This is a genomic window from Rhodoferax sp. RT4P68, from assembly GCF_056521305.1.
Window position 1 is genome coordinate 23595 of sequence record NZ_JBWMBB010000001.1, and the last position, 20265, is coordinate 43859.

Consider the following 20265-nt stretch of genomic DNA (forward strand, 5'->3'; position numbering starts at 1 on the left):
TGCAATTGAGTTCTATGTCAGGCGATCGTTGCATCAACTAGTGGTCTGACTTGTTCAGATCGGGCCGACAACCATTGTGGGCTGCCTTGTACGCGGTGATCTTCTGGTGCTCCCAGTCCTTCATTTCCTTCTTGGTTCCCTTGGCCACGAACTTCATGTACACATTGTGCTTCTTCAGGTACTTTTTTGTATATCGAAGGGTGCCTTTTGTCGTTTCACCGTACTTTCGAAGTCTGTCGTTCGTCCGGCTGCGAAGTTCGTAGCCCTGTGCCGGCTTGGTGGTGGCCAAGCTGCATCCGTGCGAGGCATCTTTCTTCTTCTTCGGCCCAGGTTTGGCTGCAAATCGACCGTTCTTTCGGCGCTTGTTGTACAGGCCATAGGGGTCGATCCAGTCGACCGGATTGGGCGCGTACTGGTACAGGTTTTCACCGCCGTCCAGATCCATCGGGTCTGGTGAGATGAAAGCGGCCAGATCAGGGTCGTAGTACCGATACCGGTTGTAGTGAAGACCGGTCTCTTCATCGTGATACTGGCCCTCGAATCGCAGTGGCTGAATCGGTTGGATGCCTCCAGCCGCCTGCTCGACGGTGCCCGACGATTCATGCACGAGCCGGCCCCAACCACTGTATTCGCCTTTCCACCTGACAAGACCTTGTGCATCGGTGAGCTCGCGCGGCACACCGATCTGATCGCAGTGGTAGTAGTGAACGGCGCTCGTCGCGTCGGCGAATCGGTGCGAGTGAAGCGCAAACGGCGTGAACGAGTCCTCTTCATAGACGAAGGTGTGCCGATCGCTGTCAGTGATCTGTTGAACCAGCAGATCTTCGATCCAGACGTACCAGGTGGTTCCTTCTGCCGTACGCTTGGCAATTCGGCGATCCAAGGCGTCGTACAAGTACCGGGTGCTCGACCTGATCGCAGCGGCCTGCTTCGTCGATTCGACGAGACGATGACCCTCGTCCCAACGCAGATTGATCGTCGTGTGGGCGCTGATGCGCTTCTCCGTCAAGCGGCCGTGTCCGTCATAGACAAACCGCTTGTCCTCGTGCACCGCAATGCGCCCGTTCTCCACCCTCCCGCCAGACGAACTCGGCGCCCCTCGCGCACCCACCAGGTTGTGGGCGGGGTCGAAGGAAAACCGCTCCTGGTTGAAGCGGGTGAGGCGATCGAGTCTGTCGTACTCGTAGGTCAGTTGCCGGCCGCCTCGCTCCGATTCGGACACCAGCCTGCCCGCGCGGTCGTAGCGAAACTGCCGATGAATGAGCAGGGCATCGCGAATGCCGCTGCCTGGACCTTTCGAGCCAGCAAACGCACTGCTCGATTGCCGCAGCAGGCGACCCGCGGCGTCGTAGGCGCGTGTCGTCTGCAGTTTGCCTTGCGTGCGCTCCACCTCTCGATGCAAGGCGTCACGTTCAATGTCCGATATCGCCTGGCCGTCGATGCTGAGCTGGTGCGCATGACCGCTGCCGTAGTACAGGCAACCGAGCTTGGTGCCGTCCGGCAGCGTCGACTCCAGACGATTTCCCAAGGGGTCGAACACATGGGATACCTTGAATGTGCGTTGAGCGGCAATCAGTTCCTCTTCGACGACCTGGCCAAGCTTGTCGTGCCGCATCCTGAGATCGACGACGCCATCGTTGGCCCGAATCATCTGATCGACGGCATCGAACTCGTACCTGACTTGTCGATTCGGAGATGTTCGGGTCAGCACGTGCCCCAGACGGTCGTACTCATACTGAGTGACGATGGCCTCGGGACTGCCGGGCGCCTCGACGCGCTGAATCAAGTTGTCGGCATCGTCGTACTCATAAAGCGCCCGGGTGTTGGTGAACGCCGTTTCGTCGACGACCCGATCCAACACGTCGTAGTTGAAACGGTATCGGTCGCCGATCTCGTTGATCAGCTCCGTCAAGCGCCGGGCGCGGTCGTAGCGATAGACGAACTTGTTTCCGAGCGCGTCGATGCGCCCGGTCAGCAGCGCGTCGGGTGAATACTCGAATCGGGTTTCGTTCCCGAGCGCATCGGTGACCGTGAGCAACTCGCCTCGACTGTCATGGACATAGGCTTCGTAGCTTCCATCGGCCAGCGTATGGCGGCTCAGGCGGCCGGCGGCGTCATAGGTGAAGGTCGTTGTTTGACCCAGGGCGTCGGTGAGGCCGACAAGCCAGCCGTTGTCGTCGTATGACAAGGTCGTGGTTCGGGCCGAGCAGTCGGTGAGGTGGGTCAGTTGCGCCCGGTCGTTGTAGCGCATGTGCTTGGTTCCGCCGATGGCGTCGACGATCTCCGTCGCCAAGCCCCGTGCGTCGCGCTTGTAGGCCGTCTCTCCCCCGGCCGGGTCCACCTCCAGGACCAGATTGCCTTTCTCGTCGTACTGATAGGTGGCCGTGCGGTTCAACGCGTCGGTGATCGCCGTCGGTTCCGCAAATCGTTCGTGCCATTCGATCTTGGTGACGGCACCCATGGCGTCGCGCAGCTCGATCGGGTTGCCGCGTTGGTCAAAAATCGTTTCCGTGACGTTCTCTGCCGGGTCGATGATGGCGCGCAAGTTGCCGTCGCGGTCGACTGCACGTCGTGTGAATCGGCCAGCGGGGTCGGTCAATCCCGTCCAGCGCTTGAGTTCGTCGAAGTGGTAAACGTAGGTGCGTCCGTCCTGGTCCGTGACGTTGGTTCGGTCGGCAAGGTAGACGAACGTCCATTGGCCGCCAGCGTTGTCCCAATGTTTGACCACGCGCGAATCCTTGCCCGCGCCGACGTAGTCGTACCAGGACTCGAGCTGACCCGCGAACACCTGATGCTTCATCAGCCGGTCATCGGTGTAGTCGAATGAGCGCATGCATTCGCCGGCGCGGTTGATGACAGTGCACAAGTCGCCTTGCGAGGTGTACTGGTAGCGCACCAGGCTGCTCCGCTGGAGGCCCGCCGCGGTCACGCGACTCTCGACAACCTCTTGCACGCGCGAGGCTACAAGGGCGATCTCTAGTTGCTGCTTGCCGCTGCAGGACACATGGACGAATTGAAGTTCGCCGTTCTGCTCGCGGTAGTCGACATGTATCGCATTTCCATTCCGATCGACGATGGCCGAGATGCGATGGTGACCCTTCGCCGTCGGGTTGAACCAATAGGTCACGCCCCCCTGATCTTCAAGTCGATACTGGCCCTGCAGTGTTCGAGAGAGAACAATCTTCTCCGATGCGAGAAAGAATTCACCTCCCGCCGCAACGCTGGGAAGTTCGATGTGTCGACCAAACGGATCGACATAGTCAATGTGATCTACGACCTTGCCCGCAAGGTCGGCAACCGCACGAAGACTGGCTTCCAGCGGGGACCCCCAACCTTGCCCGAACCAGCCCGACGTTGTGTTTGAAGACAGGTATGACCGCTGCCAAGGCAATGGCAACGGCCCATCGACCGTGAAGTCGAGGTCCTCCTCGCCGGCGAGGAACTTGACGCCGAGGACCGGATTCACCGGCGAACCGACACGAGCGTCAGCAGATCGGGCAGGATTCATTGCTCGGCATCGGTCCGGGCGGCGTCATCCCGTCCGTGTGCGGCATGGGCGGCGAGTTGCCAGGTGTCGATCCATGGTTGTGCGTTGTGATGTCGAGGTGTCGAACGACGTTCTCGCCTTCGATCTTCACATCCATCGACCACATGTTGAAGAACACCCTGCCGGTATTCTTCGAGGTGATCAGGCCCTTCTTGGGCGCAGCCCCGGCTTCGTCGCCGGTGCTCTTGCTGAAACAGGACTTGTTCTTCAGCATGACCTCCCTGCCGGAAATCTTGACCGAGGTGGACCCGTCGGTCGCGTCGGATGCCATGCCGGTGTTCGGATAGGGTATAGGCACACCCGGCGGTGTGGCCGGTGTCTGCGGCGGCGTCATGCACACGTCGGGGAAGGCGCAGATGGTCTTGCCGCTCGCCGACTTGCACGACACCTCCATCATGTTGGCAAACACCTTGTTGCTCATGCTGTTCCCCGGAACCCAAGCAACACCGCGGCACGCTGGCCACCATCGTTCGACATGTGGGCAACGACATGCGTGCCCTTCGAGAACGACTTGCGGCAGGCGGCGTCAATCAGGCTGATGATCGCGGCACCGGCCAGCGCCCCGGCCTCGCCGGTGCATTCGGCCGGATGCCAGAGATCGAACTCCTCTTTGGGCTGATGCAAGGTGCGCGACAGCGCCAGCGCCGCTTCCTTGAAGTAGTACTGCTCGCCGGACAGGTCGGCGACGCGGAAGTCGAAGTCCTGCATGGCCCGCCCGGCCTCGGTCAAGGCACTCCGCAGCGCCGCCGTGAGGCCTTCGGCGCGCAACGGCTCTTCGCTGTCGATGGGGGCAACCTCACGCGCGAAACCGAGGCCCAGGCAGAGCAGCTCGGCGTGGCCCGGAGGGTCGCCGACCAGCAGCGCGCCGGCCCCTTCGCCAGGCATGAAGCCGTTCGAGTTGTCGTCCCGTAGCAGGCGATCGGCCCGGTCATAGTGCATCAGCACCTGCCAACCGAGCAGGCTGTCGACGGCCGCGATCAACACCCGGCGCACTACACCCTCGTGGACGAGCCTGCGCGCCTGGGCCAGCGCCACCGCCACACCGACCCGACCTTGCGTCACGACCGCAGACGAGCCCTCGAAGCGGGTGTCGAGAAAAACCTGAACCTGTTCGAGCAAGCGGTCTTCGAGGCCGTCCAGTCGCCCCGGTCGCTCTCGCTCCGCGACGCACAACAGCAAGGGAATGTCGGATCGCTCACCCTTCGGAATACCTTCCAGCGCTTCGTCAATGACGGTCGCGGCCATCTGCGCCAGCCTCGACAAGGCCGACTTCCTGCCCTTCAGTTCCACCTGGTGCGCCATGATCCAGTCGCCATTCGAGTTCATGAAGCGAGTGGGAGTGGGGTTGGTCAGCTTCGATCGAAAAGCCGCCGCACACGCTGCGGCATTGGAACCGACGGCCGTCATCAGCCCGGTCTTGAGGATCGCGAGGGGCCGCACGGTCATCCTGCAGTCGCCTGGGCAACGGACTCGCCTTGCCCCCAGCGCTCGCAGCTCCGCATGCCCACGTGCACCTGCGCGATCTCGAAGATGCTCTTCTTCAGTAGTCGGGTCACACGCCACGTCATCGTCAGGCGCTCGTGATCGGGCTCGAAGGCGATGGTGTCGAGCGACCCAAAATGCAGTTCGCGTTCCCCTCGTTTCGGAAACACATGCACGGGGGCTTCAAAATGAGGCAGCGTGAACTGGCGCGGTGTATCGCTTGTGAAGCCGCTGAGCCCCACCTCCATCTGCCCGTCCGGCAACGCAAGCTGCTGGTCTTCCGGCGCGGCCTGGTAGTAGCGTTCGTCGAAGTCCTTCGGCAGGAACGGGAACATGTCGTCCAGCCATGGTTGGTCGTAGGTGCCGGCGAATCGCGCGCGCTGCGGCCAGCCGCGACCGAGCGGGCCGAGGGCCATCGGCGCGTACTTGTCGTTTGGGAAGCTCACCGCCTTGCCGACTTCCTCGGTGTTCGGCAACGGCGTGCCGTCGACCCAGGCGTTCTTCAGGTGTTTGTGCCAGCCGCGGCCGGCCGGGTTCGGCAGGTAGGCGTCGTGTTCGCTTTCGTCTTCGCTGTAGTGATCGGCACCGCCGAAGGCGCGGTCGTATGAGATGGGCATCTCGGTGAACGGCAACGGCGCCGAGACGCTGATACCGGTGAGGCCGGCCTGCCACACGCGGTCGCCGACAACATCGAACACCTTCTCCATCGGGCCGACGCGCAACCCTGCACGCAGCCGCGTGACCTGCGTGCCCACAGGCGCGCGGGCATGACCGGTCAGCAACACGTCACATCGGTGCTTGCGGGGCGCGAAGTCAATCTCGTGCACTGGGGCGCTGAAGCCGGGCGCACCGGTGAACGTGTCGGCCATGATCAGCGGCAGTTGCTCATCCGCAAGCCGCATCGGCTCGCCAGTCTTGGGCAACACGAACGTGCCCTTCACCACCACCACGAGCAGTTCGCGCCCACTCGGCTCCAGCCCCATGTTGTAGCCCGCGGTCATGCGGGTGGCGTTGATGAATTCCATGGCGATGGCTCGGTGACGGTGGCGCCTCAGTTCAACTGCACCGACCCACCCTTGACGCGGTTCACACCGCTGGAGCGGCTGAGCAGATAGCTGCCTTCGATCAACACCTTGCCGGCCTTGGTCAGCGTGATGCTGGCCTTCCCACAGCGCAGCACAAGCTGTTCCTTCGCGTTGACGATCAGTCGCTGGCCGTCGGCATCTACCTGCACCTGCGCCGACGGCTCAGGCGATGCCCAGCCTGCCCCTTCGCGCAATACGCCCATGACGATGGGGCGGGCGGCGTCGCCGTCTTCGAACACCAGCACCACGCGCGCGCCGATCTGTGTGCCTTGCAGATCGACCGCGCTGCGCGCACGTACGGCGGCCTCGCCGCCAGCCGTGTGGCGCACCAGTGGTTGCGTTCCCCCATCGACCAGTGCCAGCAGTTCACCCAGCACCACGGCGGGCAGGGCGTGCAAGGGCACAACGTGCGCGACAGGCGCGCGCAGCAGTGGGCTGAACGCATCGGCCGCTTCTGCGGCTTCGGCCAGGTGAACGGGCATGTCGTGCGGATGCATGGTCGGTTCCATCGTCAGTTCTGCAGGACTTTCGAACCCTTGACGATCACGTCGCTGGAGGCCTTCACATTGATCTTCCCGGATCCGTCGAGCGTGATGTCCTTGCCCTTGATCGTGATCGTCCCGTCCTTCTTCATCGTGATGCTGGCGCTCCCGGTCTTAATCGACACCGAGTCCGCCGCTTCGATGACCAGGTTCTTGCCGACTTTCAACGAGTCGTCTTCGCCCACCGAAGCACTCCGCGCCTTGGCCACGCTGGTCGTCTGCGCGCCACCCACCTGAATGCTGCGGTCGGCGCCGATCTCGTTCGTCTGCTTCGCCCCGATCGTGTTGCTCTGCCCCGCCCCCACGCTCGTCGACTGACTCGCCCCAACATTGATCGTCTGCACCGCCCCGACCGTCACCGCCTGCAGCCCCCCAATCGTGATCTCCTGCGCCGCCCCCACCGAGATCGTCTCGTTCACCCCCACCGTGTGCGTGCGTTGCAGCGCCACCGTCTTGGTCTCGCTCGCGCCCACCGTGACGCTGCGGTTCGAACCCACCGTGATGGTCTCGTTCGACCCCACGCTCTCCGTGCGGTCCACACCGATGGTGATGCCCTCGTTCAGGTCCACTGTCTCCGTGCGGTTCTTGTGAATGGTGATCGTCTCGTCCTTGTCCACCACCTCGGTGCGCTGCCCGTGCACGGTGATGGTCTCGTTGTTGTCCACCGTCTCCGTGCGGTCGTGCTTCACGAGCGTGGTCTCGTCGTGGTCGATGGTCTTCTTGCGGTCATGCCCCACCCAGTGCGTCTCGTCGTTCTCGACCTCGATGTCCTGGTTCTTCTCCGCATGCAGCCACACCTGCTCGCTGCCCTTCTTGTCCTCGAAGCGCAGTGCGTTCGCGTTCGCTGCAGCGCCGCCTTTGCTCGACCGCGTGAGGATGCCGCTCTGCGTGGCATTGGCCGGCAGGTCCCACGGCGGCATCTGCTCGGCGTTGTAGACGCGACCGGTGATCAGCGGCTGGTCCGGGTCCCCTTCCAAAAAATCGACCACCACCTCCTGCCCGATGCGCGGGATGTGGATCACGCCGTAGTTCTTGCCCGCCCACGGGTGCGACACGCGCACCCAACACGAGCTCTTCTCGTCCTTCTTGCCCAGCCGGTCCCAGTGGAACTGCACCTTCACGCGGCCGTATTTGTCGGTGAAGATTTCCTCGCCCGCCGGCCCCGTGACCACGGCAGTCTGCGGCCCCTGCACGAAGGGCTTGGGCGTGCGCCGCTGCGGGCGGAACTGCTGGCCCGAGGGGATGGCCGAGAACTCGCACTGGTAGCTGCCAGCACTGCCGCCGGTCTCGTACGCGTCGTTGCGCGCGTGCACGGTGGCCTGCGTCACCAGGTATTCGGCGTTCTGGTTCTCGCGCGGGTGGCGCTCCAACGTCAGCAGCCGGCCGGCCTCGATGCCGTGCGCATTCGCGCTGCCACGGGCGGTCTCGTAGCGGGTCTGCTGCTCGTCCAGCCGGCCTTCGGCCCACTGCGTGCCGTCGGGCGCCTGCACATAGTCGCCCTGCCAGTCGTACTGCTCCAGCGCGCCGATCTTGTAGGGCGGCTTGGTCTCGGCCTTCACCTCCAAGGGTGTCGATGGCCGCTCGAAGTCGTAGCTGCGCAGCAGCGTGTGGTCGGTCTCCACGGCGCTGGCGAACTGCCAGCCCCCGATGCATTCCGTGTCGGGCGGCGCCTCGGCCGTGTTCTCGTAGTAGGGCAGCGGCGTGCAGCCGGGCGCGGCGTCGTGCACGCTCTTCGAATCGACCAGCACCAGTTTGTGCTGGCCCTCGCCGTGTTCCACGTACCAGTAGATGCCCTCGTGCTCCAGCAGCCGCGCGACGAAGTTGTAGTCGCTCTCGCGGTACTGCACGCAATAGACCCACTTGCGGTAAGAGCGGAACAGGTTGAACTTGAAGCTGGCGCCGCCGTGGTCCTCGAACACCTTCTTCACGATGTCGGGCACGCTCAGGTCCTGGAAGATGCGGCAGTCCGTCGTGCGCGTGAGGAACCACAGCCAGGGCCGCACGCTGGCCTGGTAGCCATAGTAGCGGCCGCTGCGTGCGCCGATCGAGAAGCGCGTCACGTAGCCGTGGAAGTGGCGCTTGGCGTCCTCACGCAGCTGCACCGTCACGCCGACGGTCTTGCCCAGCAGGTCCTGCGGTTTCAGATCAGGCTTGGCGCTGACCAGGCCCAGCTGCATCTCGCCCAGCACGCTCAGGCCTTCGGAGCAGCTCATGGACTCGAACAGCAAGTCCTCGGGCGGCAGCGGGGAGGTGAGCGTGATGGGGGCCGGCATGGGAAGCGCGTGTTGCAGGCAACGGTACGGGGTGGGGGCAGGGCGGGCAACAGACCAAAGTCATGGTGGGTTGAAAGGCGCTCGCCCCCGTGCCCCTCAGAATCTGCGCAGTGCATGAACCAACCCTATTGGCCCGGCGCGGCCCGATCGAGGCGCCATGGCAACTCGGCGACCTGGGTACCGCAGATGCTGCGCGCGTGTGGCTGGTGGGGTGGGATGTCGAATCGGTCGACGCCGGTGTGCCGCAGCCCGTCGCACTCGCCGTCGCGCGCGCCATGGCCAGCATTGCGAAGGTCAGCTCGCTGCGGGCCGGGTCTCGGCATGCTCCATCTTCAACCTGGGTTCACGACGAAGACGGTGATTGCGCGCGGACGAGTGCGCCGTCGGGAGGCTTGGGCGCAGTGATCGACTGGCTGCGCGGCCGGCATGGCCCCATCACGATGGTGTGCTCGCAGCGGGTCGACGCGATTGCGGGCATGTTCGACGACCCCGCGTTTCCGTGGTGTCTGCAATCACAGGTGCTGCTGCTGTCCGCGCCCGACGCCCCGCCGCCGGACGCGACGCCCGAGCAGGCCCTGGCGCTGCTGGATGTCGACTGGGCTGCGCGCGCTGCTGCGTTGCAAGGTTGCGGCGTGCTCGCGGTCGCGCGGCCTGCCGTCGACGGCGATGCGTTCGGGCTGCTGGCGCTCGATGGCGCCATCGCCGAACGGTTGGTAGCGTCGATTGCCGTGCAGGCCCGCGCGGCCGGCATGGGCTGGTCGAGCGCCGCGTAGAGCCACGGAGCAGCTACTTGCAGCTGCCGGGATTCAGCCCGCTGTCGGCGTCGCATGGCAGCACATCGCTAAGTGCGCTGAGCCGCCCGGTGATGCGACCGGTGCAAGCGATCTCGCGTTCCCTGGCGCCAGCACCCATCACGCGCACGCCGGCTTGGGGCCGATCGTCCTCGCGGTAGTCGAAGACGATGTATTGCGTGCCCTGGTGCTCGAACCGAACTTCCACCCGTTCGGTCTGGTAGCGGAAGTAGTCCGCGAACCGCATCGACTGGCCGTTCGTGAGCGTGCCGGGTGGGTAGTGCAACTCTATGGCGCCGGCTCGCCCGAACCGGTAGCGCACGGACTGGTCGGTGCTGATGCACAACGCGAGTGCGCGGCCGCTTGCCACCGGGCACGAGAACGCGGGAACCTCGGGCGACACGCAGAGGGTGTGGACCGCATCAGAAGCCGCTGCCGGCAAGCCGGCGCACACCGAGGCCAGCAACACGTGCACGACACGCCAATGCACCATCTGCTCAGTCCCGCCCTGCCACAAGCGCATCGCGAATGGCCACAAGAAACTCCCGTGTCGTGGGGCGCAACGCAGTGGGAATGACGTCGGGCTGGAAGAAGTCCTGGAACCGGTCTTCCATGCCTTCATCGCCGGTCGCCAGGAATGCGCCAATGTCGGCGACGAGGGGCTCGACAAGCGCTGCGTCACTTTCGGCTTTGAACGCGGCCACCACCGCTTCCAAAGTGTCGCCGTGGATGTCGAAGTCTTGATGGAACCACCCGCCCATGAATGACGCCAGCTCAGGGAACTGCTGTTGTCCTTTGGAGATGAGGATGGGCATGGTCATGAGGTGGTACGGCGCGGACTGCGCCCAGCGCTGTCCTCACTTCCCATCCTTCCTGGTCGCAGGGAAGTTTTGCAGGTATGCCAGCAAGGTCAACACCCGTTGCCGGGCGAGATGGTGTCCGGCATAGGCGGATGCAGCTGTGGCGATTTCGCTGGTTTCCGGGTGGTGCGTGTACCCGATCGCGGCGAGCAGGTGCATCACTTCAGCAAGGGCGCACCCAGGCACGCAGACAGTCGGTCCAGCGCCACACACGTAGATGCCGGTTGACGCCCGTAGTGCTCAGCGAGTTTGCCCAGGCAGGCCGCTGTGGCAACTGCGCGCTGGCGCAGTTCCGCGCTCGGCTTGCCTGCAACTCCCTTGGCCGGGCGCAGTGCAAGCCCGCGCTGGAAATGTTCCTCGAGACTGCGCCGCACGTCGCTGGCGAAGTGCGCGTTGATGACACGGCAGTGGCCCGCCTCCTGGCCCTGCCCATCTTGGTTGGCGGCCAGCACGGCGCGCCAGTGCGCGTCGCCCGACATCAGATAGGCGTAGGAGTTCGGGAAGTTCGGATAAGACTCCATATACGCCTTGCGCGCCGTGTCGAATTGCCCTGCCCGGTATGCCTTGTCTCCCACCGCATTCAGCGATTGCGCAGTGCGCCGGTCCTGCGCCGTGTAGCGGTCTGTAGCGTGGGGCGAACCATCTGCCAAGGTTGAGAACGAGCACACCGGCCATGCAATGACCATGATTCCCAGCAACTCCATGCATCGCTTCAGCATCGACTTCATCGCTCTCTCTGAGGTTTTCCCTTGACCGTCAGTTGCGCAACGCTTTTGCCATCGGGCGACCGGTGACTCAGCAGTGCTTCGTGGATGGCGGGCCACCGGGCGAAGTCCATCACCGTCACGCAGCCTTCCGATACGTTGCCGATATGAATATACCGGCTGTTGTTGCCATATTGGATCGGAAACCACACCTGGTCAAACACGAGCGTGGGTGCGACCCTCCGGTAAGGCCGGGTCATGTTGGCCCCATGGGGAACGTCGGGCACCAGAACCGTGTACTGCCCGGGCGGCAAGGTCGTGAACCCCGTTCCCCATACCGAATTCATCGTGACAGCGGCGGACACCCCATCGATCTCCAGCGTTGCCAGTTGTTGGTCCAGCCGGTCTCCGCGCGCCTCGGAAAACCAACCTTGCTCGTACGCTCCGTACGTGACGGTGAGCTGCGCAACTTTGGCCGTCGGCGGTCGGCTGCCGAGGTACGCCTGCGCATTGGCCTGCGCCAGGCTCAGCATACGTCCCTGGTGCACCCCCTCTGCCGCCTTGAAGTAAGTGCGCCCGCCGCGCGTTTGCACGTGCGTCAGCCGGGTGTACTTGAACAAGGACAGCCGCTCTCCTGCACCTTCCGCCCGCGCCTGCAGCCAGCCATCGTTGCCCACCTTGTTGACATAGAGGATGGACGGCGCAGGCGTGGCGCGTGTCGGCTGGGTGGTCTGGATGACGTCGCCGGTGGCGGGGATGCGCGCGGAAGGCATGCCGACGCCTCCCCTCAATCAAACCCGTAACTGAAATCCCCCTCCCGCACCCCCAGCCGTATCCGCTGCAAACTCCCCCCCGCCGCCAGCCGCGTCAGGTACTCCAGCGACACGCGTGGCAGCACCGTGTTCGTCAGGATCGCGTCGATCACCCGCCCGCCCGACTCCGCCTCGGTGCAGCGCGAGACCACCAGCCGCACCACGGCGTCGTCGTACTCGAACGGGATGCCGTGGTTCTCCTGCACGCGCTTGCTGATGCGGCCCAGCTGCAGCCGCACGATCTCGCCCATCATCGTGTCGGACAGCGGGTAGTAGGGCACCACCACCAGCCGCCCCAGCAGCGCGGCCGGGAACACCTGCAGCAGCGGCTCGCGCAGCGCCGTGGCGATCTGCTCCGGGTCCGGCGTGCGGGCCGGGTCTTTGCACAGCCGCATGATCAGCTCGCTGCCGACGTTGCTGGTCAGCAGGATGATGGTGTTCTTGAAGTCGATGCCGCGCCCTTCGCCGTCTTCCATCCAGCCTTTGTCGAACACCTGGAAAAACAGCTCGTGCACATCGGGGTGGGCCTTCTCCACTTCATCGAGCAACACCACGCTGTAGGGCCGGCGGCGCACAGCTTCGGTCAGCACGCCGCCCTCGCCATAGCCCACGTAGCCGGGCGGCGCGCCCTTGAGCGTGGAGACGGTGTGCGCCTCCTGGAACTCGCTCATGTTGATGGTGATGACGTTCTGCTCGCCGCCGTACAGCGATTCGGCCAGCGCCAGCGCGGTCTCGGTCTTGCCCACGCCCGAGGTGCCGCACAGCATGAAGACGCCGATCGGCTTGCCCGGGTTGTCCAGCCGCGCGCGCGAGGTTTGTACGCGCCGCGCGATCATTTCCAACGCATGCTTCTGGCCGATGACGCGCTGGTTCAGCGTGTCGGCCAGGCGCAGCACGGCCTCGACCTCGTTCTTGACCATGCGGCCCACGGGCACGCCCGTCCAGTCCTGCACCACACTGGCCACGGCTTGCTCGTCGACGGTGGGCAGGATGAGGGGGGCGTCGCCTTGTAGCTCGCGCAGCTGCGTTTGCAGCGGGCGCAGCTCGGCGAGCAGGGCGTCGCGGTCGGGTGGTGGCGCATCGCCCTCGGGCGGTGGTGCGCGCAACACGGCCCGCAGCTCCAGGATGCGGTCCACCACACCCTTCTCTTCCGCGTGCTGCGCCTGCAGCACTTCCAGCCGCGTCTGCTCCGCATCGATGGCGCTGGCCGTGCGCTGGCGCCGCACTTCGGTGTCGATGCCGATGGCGGCCTCGCGTTCGATGATCTCGCGCTCGACCTGCAGCCCCTCCAGCTTGCGCTGGCAGTCCTCCAGCGCCGGGGGCGTGGCGTGCTGACTCACGGCCACGCGCGCGCAGGCTGTGTCCAGCAGGCTCACGGCCTTGTCCGGCAACTGCCGCGCGGGGATGTAGCGGTGCGCCAGCCGCACGGCCGCCTCGATCGCTTCATCGAGCAGCGCCACGCGGTGGTGCTTCTCCAGAATGCCGGCGACGCCGCGCAGCATCAGAATCGCTTTGGCCTCGCTCGGCTCGGCTACCTGCACGACCTGGAAGCGCCGCGTCAGCGCTGGGTCTTTCTCGATGTATTTTTTGTACTCGGCCCAGGTCGTGGCGGCGATGGTGCGCAGCTTGCCGCGCGCCAACGCCGGTTTCAGCAGATTGGCCGCGTCGCCGGTGCCGGCCTGGCCGCCGGCACCCACCAGCGTGTGCGCTTCGTCGATGAACAGGATGATCGGCTGCGGCGAGGCCTGCACCTCGTCGATGACGGCGCGCAGCCGGCTTTCGAACTCGCCCTTCATGCTGGCGCCGGCCTGCAACAGGCCCACGTCCAGCATGTGCAGGCGCACGTTCTTCAACTGCGGTGGCACGTCACCGCGCGCCAACCGCAACGCGAAGCCTTCGACCACCGCCGTCTTTCCGACGCCGGCCTCGCCGGTCAGGATGGGGTTGTTCTGCCGTCGGCGCATCAGGATGTCAACGATCTGGCGGATCTCTTCGTCGCGGCCGGCCACCGGGTCGATCTCGCCCTTCAGCGCCCGCTCGGTCAGGTCGATGGCGAAGCGCTTCAGCGCCTCCTGCTTGCCCATCGCCGCAGGGGAAATCGCACCGCTGGCCTCGCCGGGCGCGGCGCCGCTGGCGGTGGCGGGCTGGCCGTCTTCGGGCGAGCCGGCGACGATCTTCGCGAAGTCCTGCGCCAGCGCGTCGACCTGGATGCGCTCGAACTGCCGCGAGATCGACACCAGCACTGCGCGCAGGCCCGTGGTCTTTAGCATGCCGACCAGCAACGTGCCGGTGCGCACGCGCGTGTCGCCGAACATCAGCGAGCCGTAGACCCAGCCGCGCTCGACCGCGCTCTCGACCCAGCTCGACAGATCGGTTACCGAGGATGCGCCGCGCGGCAGCCGGTCCAGCGCGGCCGTGAGGTCGGTCGCCAGCGCCCCGGCGTCGATGCCGGCGTGCTGCACGATGCGGTGCAGGTCCGAGTCCTGCCCGTTCAGGATCTGGTAGATCCAGTGCTGCAGTTCCACCACCGGGTTGCCGCGCAGCTTGCAGAACACGGTGGCCCCTTCGATGGCCTTGTAGGCCGTGGCGTTGAGCTTGCCGAACAGTGCGGTACGTGAGATTTCGGGCATGTCAGTTCTCCATGGCGCTGCGCGCCACCCTCAGGGCATGCGACCGTCTCGCATGCTGCTGATCGAAAGGCCGCGGCGCAGGCCATGCCAGCAGCCGCGGCGGAACGGGCTCTGCCCGGCCGCTCGCGGCGCCCCTTGAGGGGGATGGGATGTCTACACGCAGTGAGACATCCAAACGGGGTAGTGTCATTTCAGGCTCCGTGTCGGTGCAGGAACGAGGTGGCAGGCCGCAGGCGCAGGTCGCCCCGGTCGCGCGGGGGGGTGTGACGGCCGATCCAGCAGGTCACGCCCAGCGCCGGGCCTGGCGCTTTGCGCTGGCCCAGGCGCGGCGCGGGCAACTCGGCGTGCGCCAGCACCAGCTGCACGTCCCATTGCAAGTCCAGCCCGGCGTACTGCCGCACCCAGTCGCGCAGCGCCGGCCACGCGGCGCCGCCGGGCAGAAAGCCGTGGTACTGCGAAAGCAGCAGCGGCCCCAGCACGATGCGGAATTTGAACTGCCGGTCGCGCACCGCATGGCCGGCGTTGGCGCTGCGGCCCAGCTGCGCGGTGGGCACGGCCGAGCGCTCGGGCCTATTGCGCGCGTGGCCCAGGCGGCTGCGGTCTTCTGGCGCGATGGTCAGCCACTGCGCGACGTGCTGCTCGATGCGCACCGGCACGCGAAAGTGCTGCGCCAGCAGCTTGGCCAGGCCCTCGGGGTGGCGGCTGCGCGCGCCTAGCAGGCCGGCCTGGAACAGCTGCGCCTGGCGCGGCAACGCGCCCTGCAGCGGCGCCGCGCCCACCGCGCCGAAGCCGGCACCCAGCCACGCGGCGAAGCGGTCGTGCTGCGGCCGGTCGTGCTGCACCGTGGGCTGGGCGTCGGCCCAGGCGCGGTAGAACAGCGCCAGCATGCGGTGGTGGAAGATGTCCAGAAAGCGCGCCGCCGTCGGGTCGTTGCGCCAGCGCAGGCGCTCGCGCACGAACTCGGTTAGGTGCAGCGGCATCGGCCCCTGCGGGCCGAGCAGGCCGAAGAAGCGCACGCCCAGGCGCGGGGCGGGGGTGTTCTTCTCATGCGCGAAGGTGGCGAGCGGGGCGGGGGCGAAGTCGAGCTCGGGCTCCTGGCCCAGGCGGATGGGTTCCTGCGACGGGCGCAGCGCGCGGCCCATGCGCGGGGCGTCAGGGTGCAGCGCTTCGAGGTGGCGCAGAAGAGCGAAGAAGTCGTGCGCCCAGGGTTCGGCGCGCAGGGATTCGAACAGTGCGTCGCGCTCGTCATCTCGGGCCCGGCGCGCTGGACCGCCATCCCCGTTGCGCCTGGCGGCACGGGCGTCGACATGCAGGCGTTCGGCAGTCACACGGTTGCCTTCGGCTTCGGAGCGAGCGTCTGCTGGCGGCGTGGTGGCGGTCACACCACCTCCCGCAGCCCGACGCGCGGCGCCCAGCGCATGACTTCGCCGCGCTGCGGTGTGCGCAGCACCAGTTGCGTGAATGCGTTGATGGCGGCGTGCCGCGCGAAGAAGCGTTCCAGCACGCTGGCGAACAGGAAGGCGCTGGTGCCCTGGTAGGCCATCTCGTCCAGTTCCAGCACGATCTCGATGCCGGTGCCGAAGCTCATCGGCCCCTTGAACGGCAGCCGCCGGACGATGGGTTGCACCTGTAGCGTCTGCACACCGGCCACAGCCCGCGCCCAGGCCACATCCTCGGGCGGCGCGTACAACGCAAGCATGGTGCGCAGCGAGGCCGCCGCATCGGCCGGCGAGCTGCCCACCAGCGACAGATGGTTCAAGCTGAGGTGGCTTACCAGCTGCCAGCCGAGCTCGCCCACCGGCCGCCGCGTGACCGGCCGCGTCGGTCCGCGCAGCGCGTCCACGCGCCGCACCGGGCCGGCAGCGTCGAGCCGCCACAGGGGCGCCTCGTCCTTGGGCGAGCCGTTCGAGCCCTGCATCGCCTGCGCTGCTTGCGGCCCTTGTGACCCGTGCGATCCGTACGACCCCTGTGGCGCACGCCGGCCCTGCGGCAGCAGCAACGGCAGGTCGCGGTTGCTGACCCACGCTGCCACCGACAGCTGGCGAATGTCTTCGCGGTACGGCGCATGGCGCGGGTCGACCAGCGCGAGGTACACCTCCTCGCCGATGTAGGCCGAGCGGGCACCCTGCTGCATCTGCCGTTGCGAGCGCAACCGTGGCTCGCGCCGCAGCGTGTAATAGCCGTGCGTCTCAGCGTGGTTGGCGTCAGCGTCAAGCCTGGCACCGGCCGCCTGCTGCGTCGCATACAGTGGCTCGAAACGTTGCTGCGCCACGGCGCCCGTGCCATAGCCCGTCACCGTCTCCAGGCTGTGCACCTCGAAGTCCATCGGCCGCGTGCGGTCCGGCACCACGTGGTATTCCCAGGCGCCCGGGCCGAGCTGGATGCGGTCCAGCCGCTTCTTGAACAGGTTGATCGCCGGCGTGCAGTGCAGCGACAGGCTGGCGCGGTCGACCAGCGCCTCCAGCGGCGCATCGCCACGGCGCAGCAGCACGATGAGCTCGACCTCGTCGCCGCTCACGTGTGCCAGCCGCGCGGCCAGGTCGCCGATCTCGAAGAACAGCAGCCGCTGCGGCATGGCGGCCGCCTCTTGCAGCAGCCGGTAGCCGGAGAAGGCGCGCAGCGATTCGGGCAGCAGCGCCTCGTCGGCTGCGAACCCAAGTGGGCGAACGCTCTCGGGGCCGCGCCAGGCTGGCAGCACGCCGGGTCGGCCCGTGGTCACCAGCGTGCCGGTGCATGCGCCGTGCAGCAGTTCGTGCAGGCGGAAGGCGACTTCATCCGGGGCGCTGATGTAGAACGCCAGCCGGTCCATGCCCATCTGATGGAAGCCCAGGCCGCCCCCGGTCCGCAGCCGGATGCGCAGGCCGCCCTGCGTGCCCTGGGCCTGCGGCAAGCGCGCCAGCGGCAAGTCCGGCGCGTGCGTGAAGTACTGCACCGCCAGCAGCTCGATGGGCCACAGCGTGACGGCGTGCGCGGTGCGGAACTCGCAATGCGTCTCCTGCCCGCGCGCCAGCTCGGCCGTGACGGCGCTGCCGCGCGGCACTACGTGGCCGCGCACAAGGTTCGGGTCCAGCGTGTCGACATCGAAGCGCGCCACCATCATCGATGGCACGGGCGCGAGGAAGTTGGGGTAGCTCGCTTCGAGCAACTGCGCGATGAGGCGCGGCTGCTCGGCCTCGATCTTCAGCTGCACGTGCGCGGCCATGAAGGCAAAGCCCTCCATCAGCCGCTCGACATAGGGGTCGGTGACCTCCATGCCCTCCATGCTCAGGCGCGACGCGATCTTGGGGAAGGCGTGCGCGAACTCGCCGCCGACCTCGCGCAGGTGCGTCAGCTCGTCGCTGTAGAGGCGCAGGAGGCGGGGGTCCATGGGGGCTTGCTTGCGTGTTGTCGCCGGCGACCTATGGCCCGCTCACAGCGACAGCTTCCAACTTATGCATGAGCTGCCCGGCTGTGCCAATGGCCGGGCATCGGCTTGATCGCCAGCTTCGGTCCGGACACGTATTCGGCTTGCAGATTTCCGCCTGCGCCCTTGTACAGGGGCGCACATACGCCGATGTTGATGACGCACTGCTCGGGAAGCACAACTTCCGATGCATGCGTGAATGCACCTGGCAACGCAAGTGTGTCGACCAACTCGGTGGATGTCAGGATCAGATCGCCGATGACGACCCAGGCGCCGTTGGCTCCCGAGGCGGGGCGATCCTGAAAATCACGACCGTTGGTGTGTAGGCGGACACCTGTGACTGACGACAGCAGGCGCACCGTCACAAATTTCCCATGCAACCACGCGCTCGGTTTACTCGTGGGCGAACCGGGGTTGAGCGGGACAGCAGGAAGCTCGATGCGTTGCCCCGACAAGAAAAATACAGCCATGATTTGAATGCTCGCTTTCCGTTGTGATTCAAGCGGTCAACCTATTCGTGATGGCTTGGTACCCGCCGCATCCCGCACCTCCACCTGCCCCGCCTCCAGATCCATCTGCGTGCGCAGCAGAATCTCCAGCGGCACCGGCTGCGACCACAGGTGGCCGCGGATCTCGAACTCGATCACGTTGTGCGTGTCCAGCACGCTGCTGAATTCGACCGCGTGCACCTGCAGGCTCTCGGCCAGGATGCGCGGCTCATAGCGCAGGATGGCCTGGCGGATCGCGCGCTCCAGCACGCTCACGTCGAGCTTGGACGCGAGCTGGCCCGACAGGGCAGGCAGCCCGAAATTGAGCACGCTGCCCGCCACACCCGGATACGCATCGCCGGCAGCACCCAGCGGCTGCACGGCGTTGAAGAGCGACGCCAGGTCGCGCAGCACGGCCTGGCGCAGTTGCGTCTTGGACATCACGCGGTGGTCGTCTGCCTCGTGCCGTTCGCCCGGCGCGTCGTCGGTCAGCCGGTCCAGCAAGGCCGGTTGCAGGCGGTTGCGGGCGTCCACGGTGGCCATGGCACGCACGCCCTACCGATCAGGCGGGCAACACCTCGTCATCGAAGCTGAACGTGCCCGAGCCCAGCCCCGCACCCTCCTGCGGCTGGTAGGCGATGCCGATCTTGGTGAACGCGATGCTGACGCGCTCCACCGGCCGGCCATCGTCGGCGACGTCGATGTCCACCGCCACCACGCGCGCGCCATTCAGCGTCATCGTGAAGTAGTCCAGCGCCTCGCCACCGGCCTTGCGCATGGTCAGCACGGCCTCCTTGATCTCGTCGTTGGTGGCCAGCGCGCTCAGCAACGCGGTGGACGCCGAGTCGATGCCCTTGGTGATGACGAGCTGGCGGTACACGCGCCGCGCCGTGCGCTCGTTCGAGCCGATCGCGGTGTTCGCGCTGACGCCCCAGTTCCAGCGCAGCAGCTGGATTTGCTCCTCGTGGCCCTCGGTCGTCACCTCGCCTTTGACCTTGCCGGCGCGCTTGGTCTGCACGCTCAGAAAGACGTCGGACGCAGAGGGCTGGCCGCCAGCCGCGGCCTCCAGTTCAGGGATGCGCAGCGGCATGGCGGTGGCCTCGGTTGCGCCCTAGACTTTCTTGTTGGTCGTGACGTCCCAGCCGCCCACGACCTCGCCGCCCAGGCCGCCCTTGCCGTCCTGCGGCTTGTACTTGAACTCGATCTTTCCGTAGTTCAGCGCCACCTGTTCCATGGGGATGATGTCCGAGCCGGCCGAGCCGCTGTTCTGGTAGCTGCTGACCATCACGGGCGAGAGGATCACCGTCAGGAACTCCTCCTGCTCGCCGCCGGCCTTGCGGCACACCAGCGTGGCTGTGGCCAGGTGTTCGCCGGTGCAGCAGGCCGTCAGCAGCTTGGCCGAGGCCTTGTCCGTCTTCTTGACGAAGTGAAAGTCCTGCAGCGACACCTTGCCGCTGCCGCCGCCACCGCCGCTGCTGAACGAGCCGGCGTTGGCACCGCCCAGGCTCCACGATTCCAGCTCGATCTCGCCGGCGTGTTTGTCGTCGGTGCTCTCGCCGTCGACGGTGTCGATTTTCAGGAAGTAGTCAACATGGGCCATGATTTCCTCGATTCATTCGTTAGGTTGAACGTCGTGACGTTGGAAGGG

19 protein-coding genes are annotated in these 20265 nt (G+C 66.0%); 1 reads left to right on the forward strand and 18 read right to left on the reverse strand.

All coding sequences use genetic code 11. The features are described 5' to 3' along the window. Positions 1-37 precede the first annotated feature (37 nt). Genes AC099J_RS00135 through AC099J_RS00160 form a run of 6 tightly spaced genes read right to left on the reverse strand, consistent with a single transcriptional unit; the run spans position 38 to position 8929 of the window. Complete coding sequence (locus AC099J_RS00135) at positions 38-3508, reverse strand: RHS repeat-associated core domain-containing protein (RefSeq protein WP_479613166.1); 3471 nt, start codon at positions 3506-3508, stop codon at positions 38-40. Continuing rightward, positions 3486-3968: a DUF4150 domain-containing protein gene (locus AC099J_RS00140; protein WP_479613167.1), complete on the reverse strand. Its 483-nt coding sequence runs from the start codon at positions 3966-3968 to the stop codon at positions 3486-3488. The genes AC099J_RS00135 and AC099J_RS00140 overlap by 23 nt, the downstream gene beginning before the upstream one ends. Then, the gene (locus AC099J_RS00145) at positions 3965-4993 is read right to left on the reverse strand and encodes a hypothetical protein (protein ID WP_479613168.1); all 1029 of its coding nucleotides are present in this window, start codon (positions 4991-4993) and stop codon (positions 3965-3967) included. Before AC099J_RS00145 ends, AC099J_RS00140 begins: the two co-directional genes overlap by 4 nt. Next, positions 4990-6054, reverse strand: coding sequence for a DUF2169 family type VI secretion system accessory protein (locus tag AC099J_RS00150; protein WP_479613169.1), 1065 nt, complete (start codon positions 6052-6054; stop codon positions 4990-4992). Before AC099J_RS00150 ends, AC099J_RS00145 begins: the two co-directional genes overlap by 4 nt. 26 nt (positions 6055-6080) lie before the next feature. Continuing rightward, positions 6081-6611, reverse strand: coding sequence for a DUF6484 domain-containing protein (locus AC099J_RS00155; protein ID WP_479613170.1), 531 nt, complete (start codon positions 6609-6611; stop codon positions 6081-6083). 14 nt (positions 6612-6625) lie between these two features. Continuing rightward, complete coding sequence (locus tag AC099J_RS00160; RefSeq protein ID WP_479613171.1) at positions 6626-8929, reverse strand: type VI secretion system Vgr family protein; 2304 nt, start codon at positions 8927-8929, stop codon at positions 6626-6628. A 110-nt stretch (positions 8930-9039) separates the two neighbouring features. Between AC099J_RS00160 and AC099J_RS00165 the strand changes: the two genes are divergently transcribed. Beyond that, entirely contained in the window at positions 9040-9702 is a 663-nt protein-coding gene (locus AC099J_RS00165; protein WP_479613172.1) for a hypothetical protein, read from the forward strand. A 13-nt stretch (positions 9703-9715) separates the two neighbouring features. Here AC099J_RS00165 and AC099J_RS00170 read toward each other — a convergent pair whose 3' ends face one another. The 12 genes from AC099J_RS00170 to AC099J_RS00225 all read right to left on the reverse strand — a co-directional run bounded on the left by AC099J_RS00170 (position 9716) and on the right by AC099J_RS00225 (position 20217). Next, complete coding sequence (locus tag AC099J_RS00170; protein ID WP_479613173.1) at positions 9716-10195, reverse strand: hypothetical protein; 480 nt, start codon at positions 10193-10195, stop codon at positions 9716-9718. A gap of 22 nt (positions 10196-10217) precedes the next feature. Next, a complete protein-coding gene (locus AC099J_RS00175; protein WP_479613174.1) occupies positions 10218-10535 on the reverse strand; it encodes a contact-dependent growth inhibition system immunity protein in 318 nt (105 codons plus the stop codon). A gap of 42 nt (positions 10536-10577) precedes the next feature. After that, the gene (locus AC099J_RS00180; protein ID WP_479613175.1) at positions 10578-10739 is read right to left on the reverse strand and encodes a hypothetical protein; all 162 of its coding nucleotides are present in this window, start codon (positions 10737-10739) and stop codon (positions 10578-10580) included. Continuing rightward, the gene (locus AC099J_RS00185; protein ID WP_479613176.1) at positions 10739-11308 is read right to left on the reverse strand and encodes a hypothetical protein; all 570 of its coding nucleotides are present in this window, start codon (positions 11306-11308) and stop codon (positions 10739-10741) included. Before AC099J_RS00185 ends, AC099J_RS00180 begins: the two co-directional genes overlap by 1 nt. After that, positions 11305-12057, reverse strand: coding sequence for a hypothetical protein (locus AC099J_RS00190; RefSeq protein WP_479613177.1), 753 nt, complete (start codon positions 12055-12057; stop codon positions 11305-11307). Before AC099J_RS00190 ends, AC099J_RS00185 begins: the two co-directional genes overlap by 4 nt. Before the next feature lie 14 nt (positions 12058-12071). Continuing rightward, the gene (gene tssH / locus AC099J_RS00195; RefSeq protein ID WP_479613178.1) at positions 12072-14726 is read right to left on the reverse strand and encodes a type VI secretion system ATPase TssH; all 2655 of its coding nucleotides are present in this window, start codon (positions 14724-14726) and stop codon (positions 12072-12074) included. A gap of 191 nt (positions 14727-14917) precedes the next feature. Next, positions 14918-16108 carry a type VI secretion system baseplate subunit TssG gene (tssG, locus tag AC099J_RS00200; protein ID WP_479613179.1) on the reverse strand — a complete coding sequence of 397 codons (1191 nt, stop codon included), beginning with the start codon at positions 16106-16108 and terminating at the stop codon, positions 14918-14920. Beyond that, positions 16105-18093 (reverse strand): type VI secretion system baseplate subunit TssF, encoded by a 1989-nt coding sequence (tssF, locus tag AC099J_RS00205; protein ID WP_479613180.1) that lies wholly within the window; start codon positions 18091-18093, stop codon positions 16105-16107. Before tssF ends, tssG begins: the two co-directional genes overlap by 4 nt. 62 nt (positions 18094-18155) lie before the next feature. Continuing rightward, entirely contained in the window at positions 18156-18599 is a 444-nt protein-coding gene (locus tag AC099J_RS00210) for a hypothetical protein (protein ID WP_479613181.1), read from the reverse strand. 36 nt (positions 18600-18635) lie between these two features. Next, positions 18636-19160 carry a type VI secretion system baseplate subunit TssE gene (gene tssE, locus AC099J_RS00215; RefSeq protein ID WP_479613182.1) on the reverse strand — a complete coding sequence of 175 codons (525 nt, stop codon included), beginning with the start codon at positions 19158-19160 and terminating at the stop codon, positions 18636-18638. A gap of 19 nt (positions 19161-19179) precedes the next feature. Continuing rightward, positions 19180-19707 carry an Hcp family type VI secretion system effector gene (locus AC099J_RS00220; RefSeq protein WP_479613183.1) on the reverse strand — a complete coding sequence of 176 codons (528 nt, stop codon included), beginning with the start codon at positions 19705-19707 and terminating at the stop codon, positions 19180-19182. A 21-nt stretch (positions 19708-19728) separates the two neighbouring features. Beyond that, positions 19729-20217 (reverse strand): Hcp family type VI secretion system effector, encoded by a 489-nt coding sequence (locus AC099J_RS00225; RefSeq protein ID WP_479613184.1) that lies wholly within the window; start codon positions 20215-20217, stop codon positions 19729-19731. Positions 20218-20265 lie beyond the last annotated feature (48 nt).

Coding starts and splice junctions, on each gene's coding strand:
- AC099J_RS00135 (WP_479613166.1), bottom strand. CDS start 3,508: ATGAATCCTGCCCGATCTGCTGACGCTCGTGTCGGTTCGCCGGTGAAT.
- AC099J_RS00140 (WP_479613167.1), bottom strand. CDS start 3,968: ATGAGCAACAAGGTGTTTGCCAACATGATGGAGGTGTCGTGCAAGTCG.
- AC099J_RS00145 (WP_479613168.1), bottom strand. CDS start 4,993: ATGACCGTGCGGCCCCTCGCGATCCTCAAGACCGGGCTGATGACGGCC.
- AC099J_RS00150 (WP_479613169.1), bottom strand. CDS start 6,054: ATGGAATTCATCAACGCCACCCGCATGACCGCGGGCTACAACATGGGG.
- AC099J_RS00155 (WP_479613170.1), bottom strand. CDS start 6,611: ATGCATCCGCACGACATGCCCGTTCACCTGGCCGAAGCCGCAGAAGCG.
- AC099J_RS00160 (WP_479613171.1), bottom strand. CDS start 8,929: ATGCCGGCCCCCATCACGCTCACCTCCCCGCTGCCGCCCGAGGACTTG.
- AC099J_RS00175 (WP_479613174.1), bottom strand. CDS start 10,535: ATGCCCATCCTCATCTCCAAAGGACAACAGCAGTTCCCTGAGCTGGCG.
- AC099J_RS00180 (WP_479613175.1), bottom strand. CDS start 10,739: ATGCACCTGCTCGCCGCGATCGGGTACACGCACCACCCGGAAACCAGC.
- AC099J_RS00185 (WP_479613176.1), bottom strand. CDS start 11,308: ATGAAGTCGATGCTGAAGCGATGCATGGAGTTGCTGGGAATCATGGTC.
- AC099J_RS00190 (WP_479613177.1), bottom strand. CDS start 12,057: ATGCCTTCCGCGCGCATCCCCGCCACCGGCGACGTCATCCAGACCACC.
- tssH (WP_479613178.1), bottom strand. CDS start 14,726: ATGCCCGAAATCTCACGTACCGCACTGTTCGGCAAGCTCAACGCCACG.
- tssF (WP_479613180.1), bottom strand. CDS start 18,093: ATGGACCCCCGCCTCCTGCGCCTCTACAGCGACGAGCTGACGCACCTG.
- AC099J_RS00210 (WP_479613181.1), bottom strand. CDS start 18,599: ATGGCTGTATTTTTCTTGTCGGGGCAACGCATCGAGCTTCCTGCTGTC.
- tssE (WP_479613182.1), bottom strand. CDS start 19,160: ATGGCCACCGTGGACGCCCGCAACCGCCTGCAACCGGCCTTGCTGGAC.
- AC099J_RS00220 (WP_479613183.1), bottom strand. CDS start 19,707: ATGCCGCTGCGCATCCCTGAACTGGAGGCCGCGGCTGGCGGCCAGCCC.
- AC099J_RS00225 (WP_479613184.1), bottom strand. CDS start 20,217: ATGGCCCATGTTGACTACTTCCTGAAAATCGACACCGTCGACGGCGAG.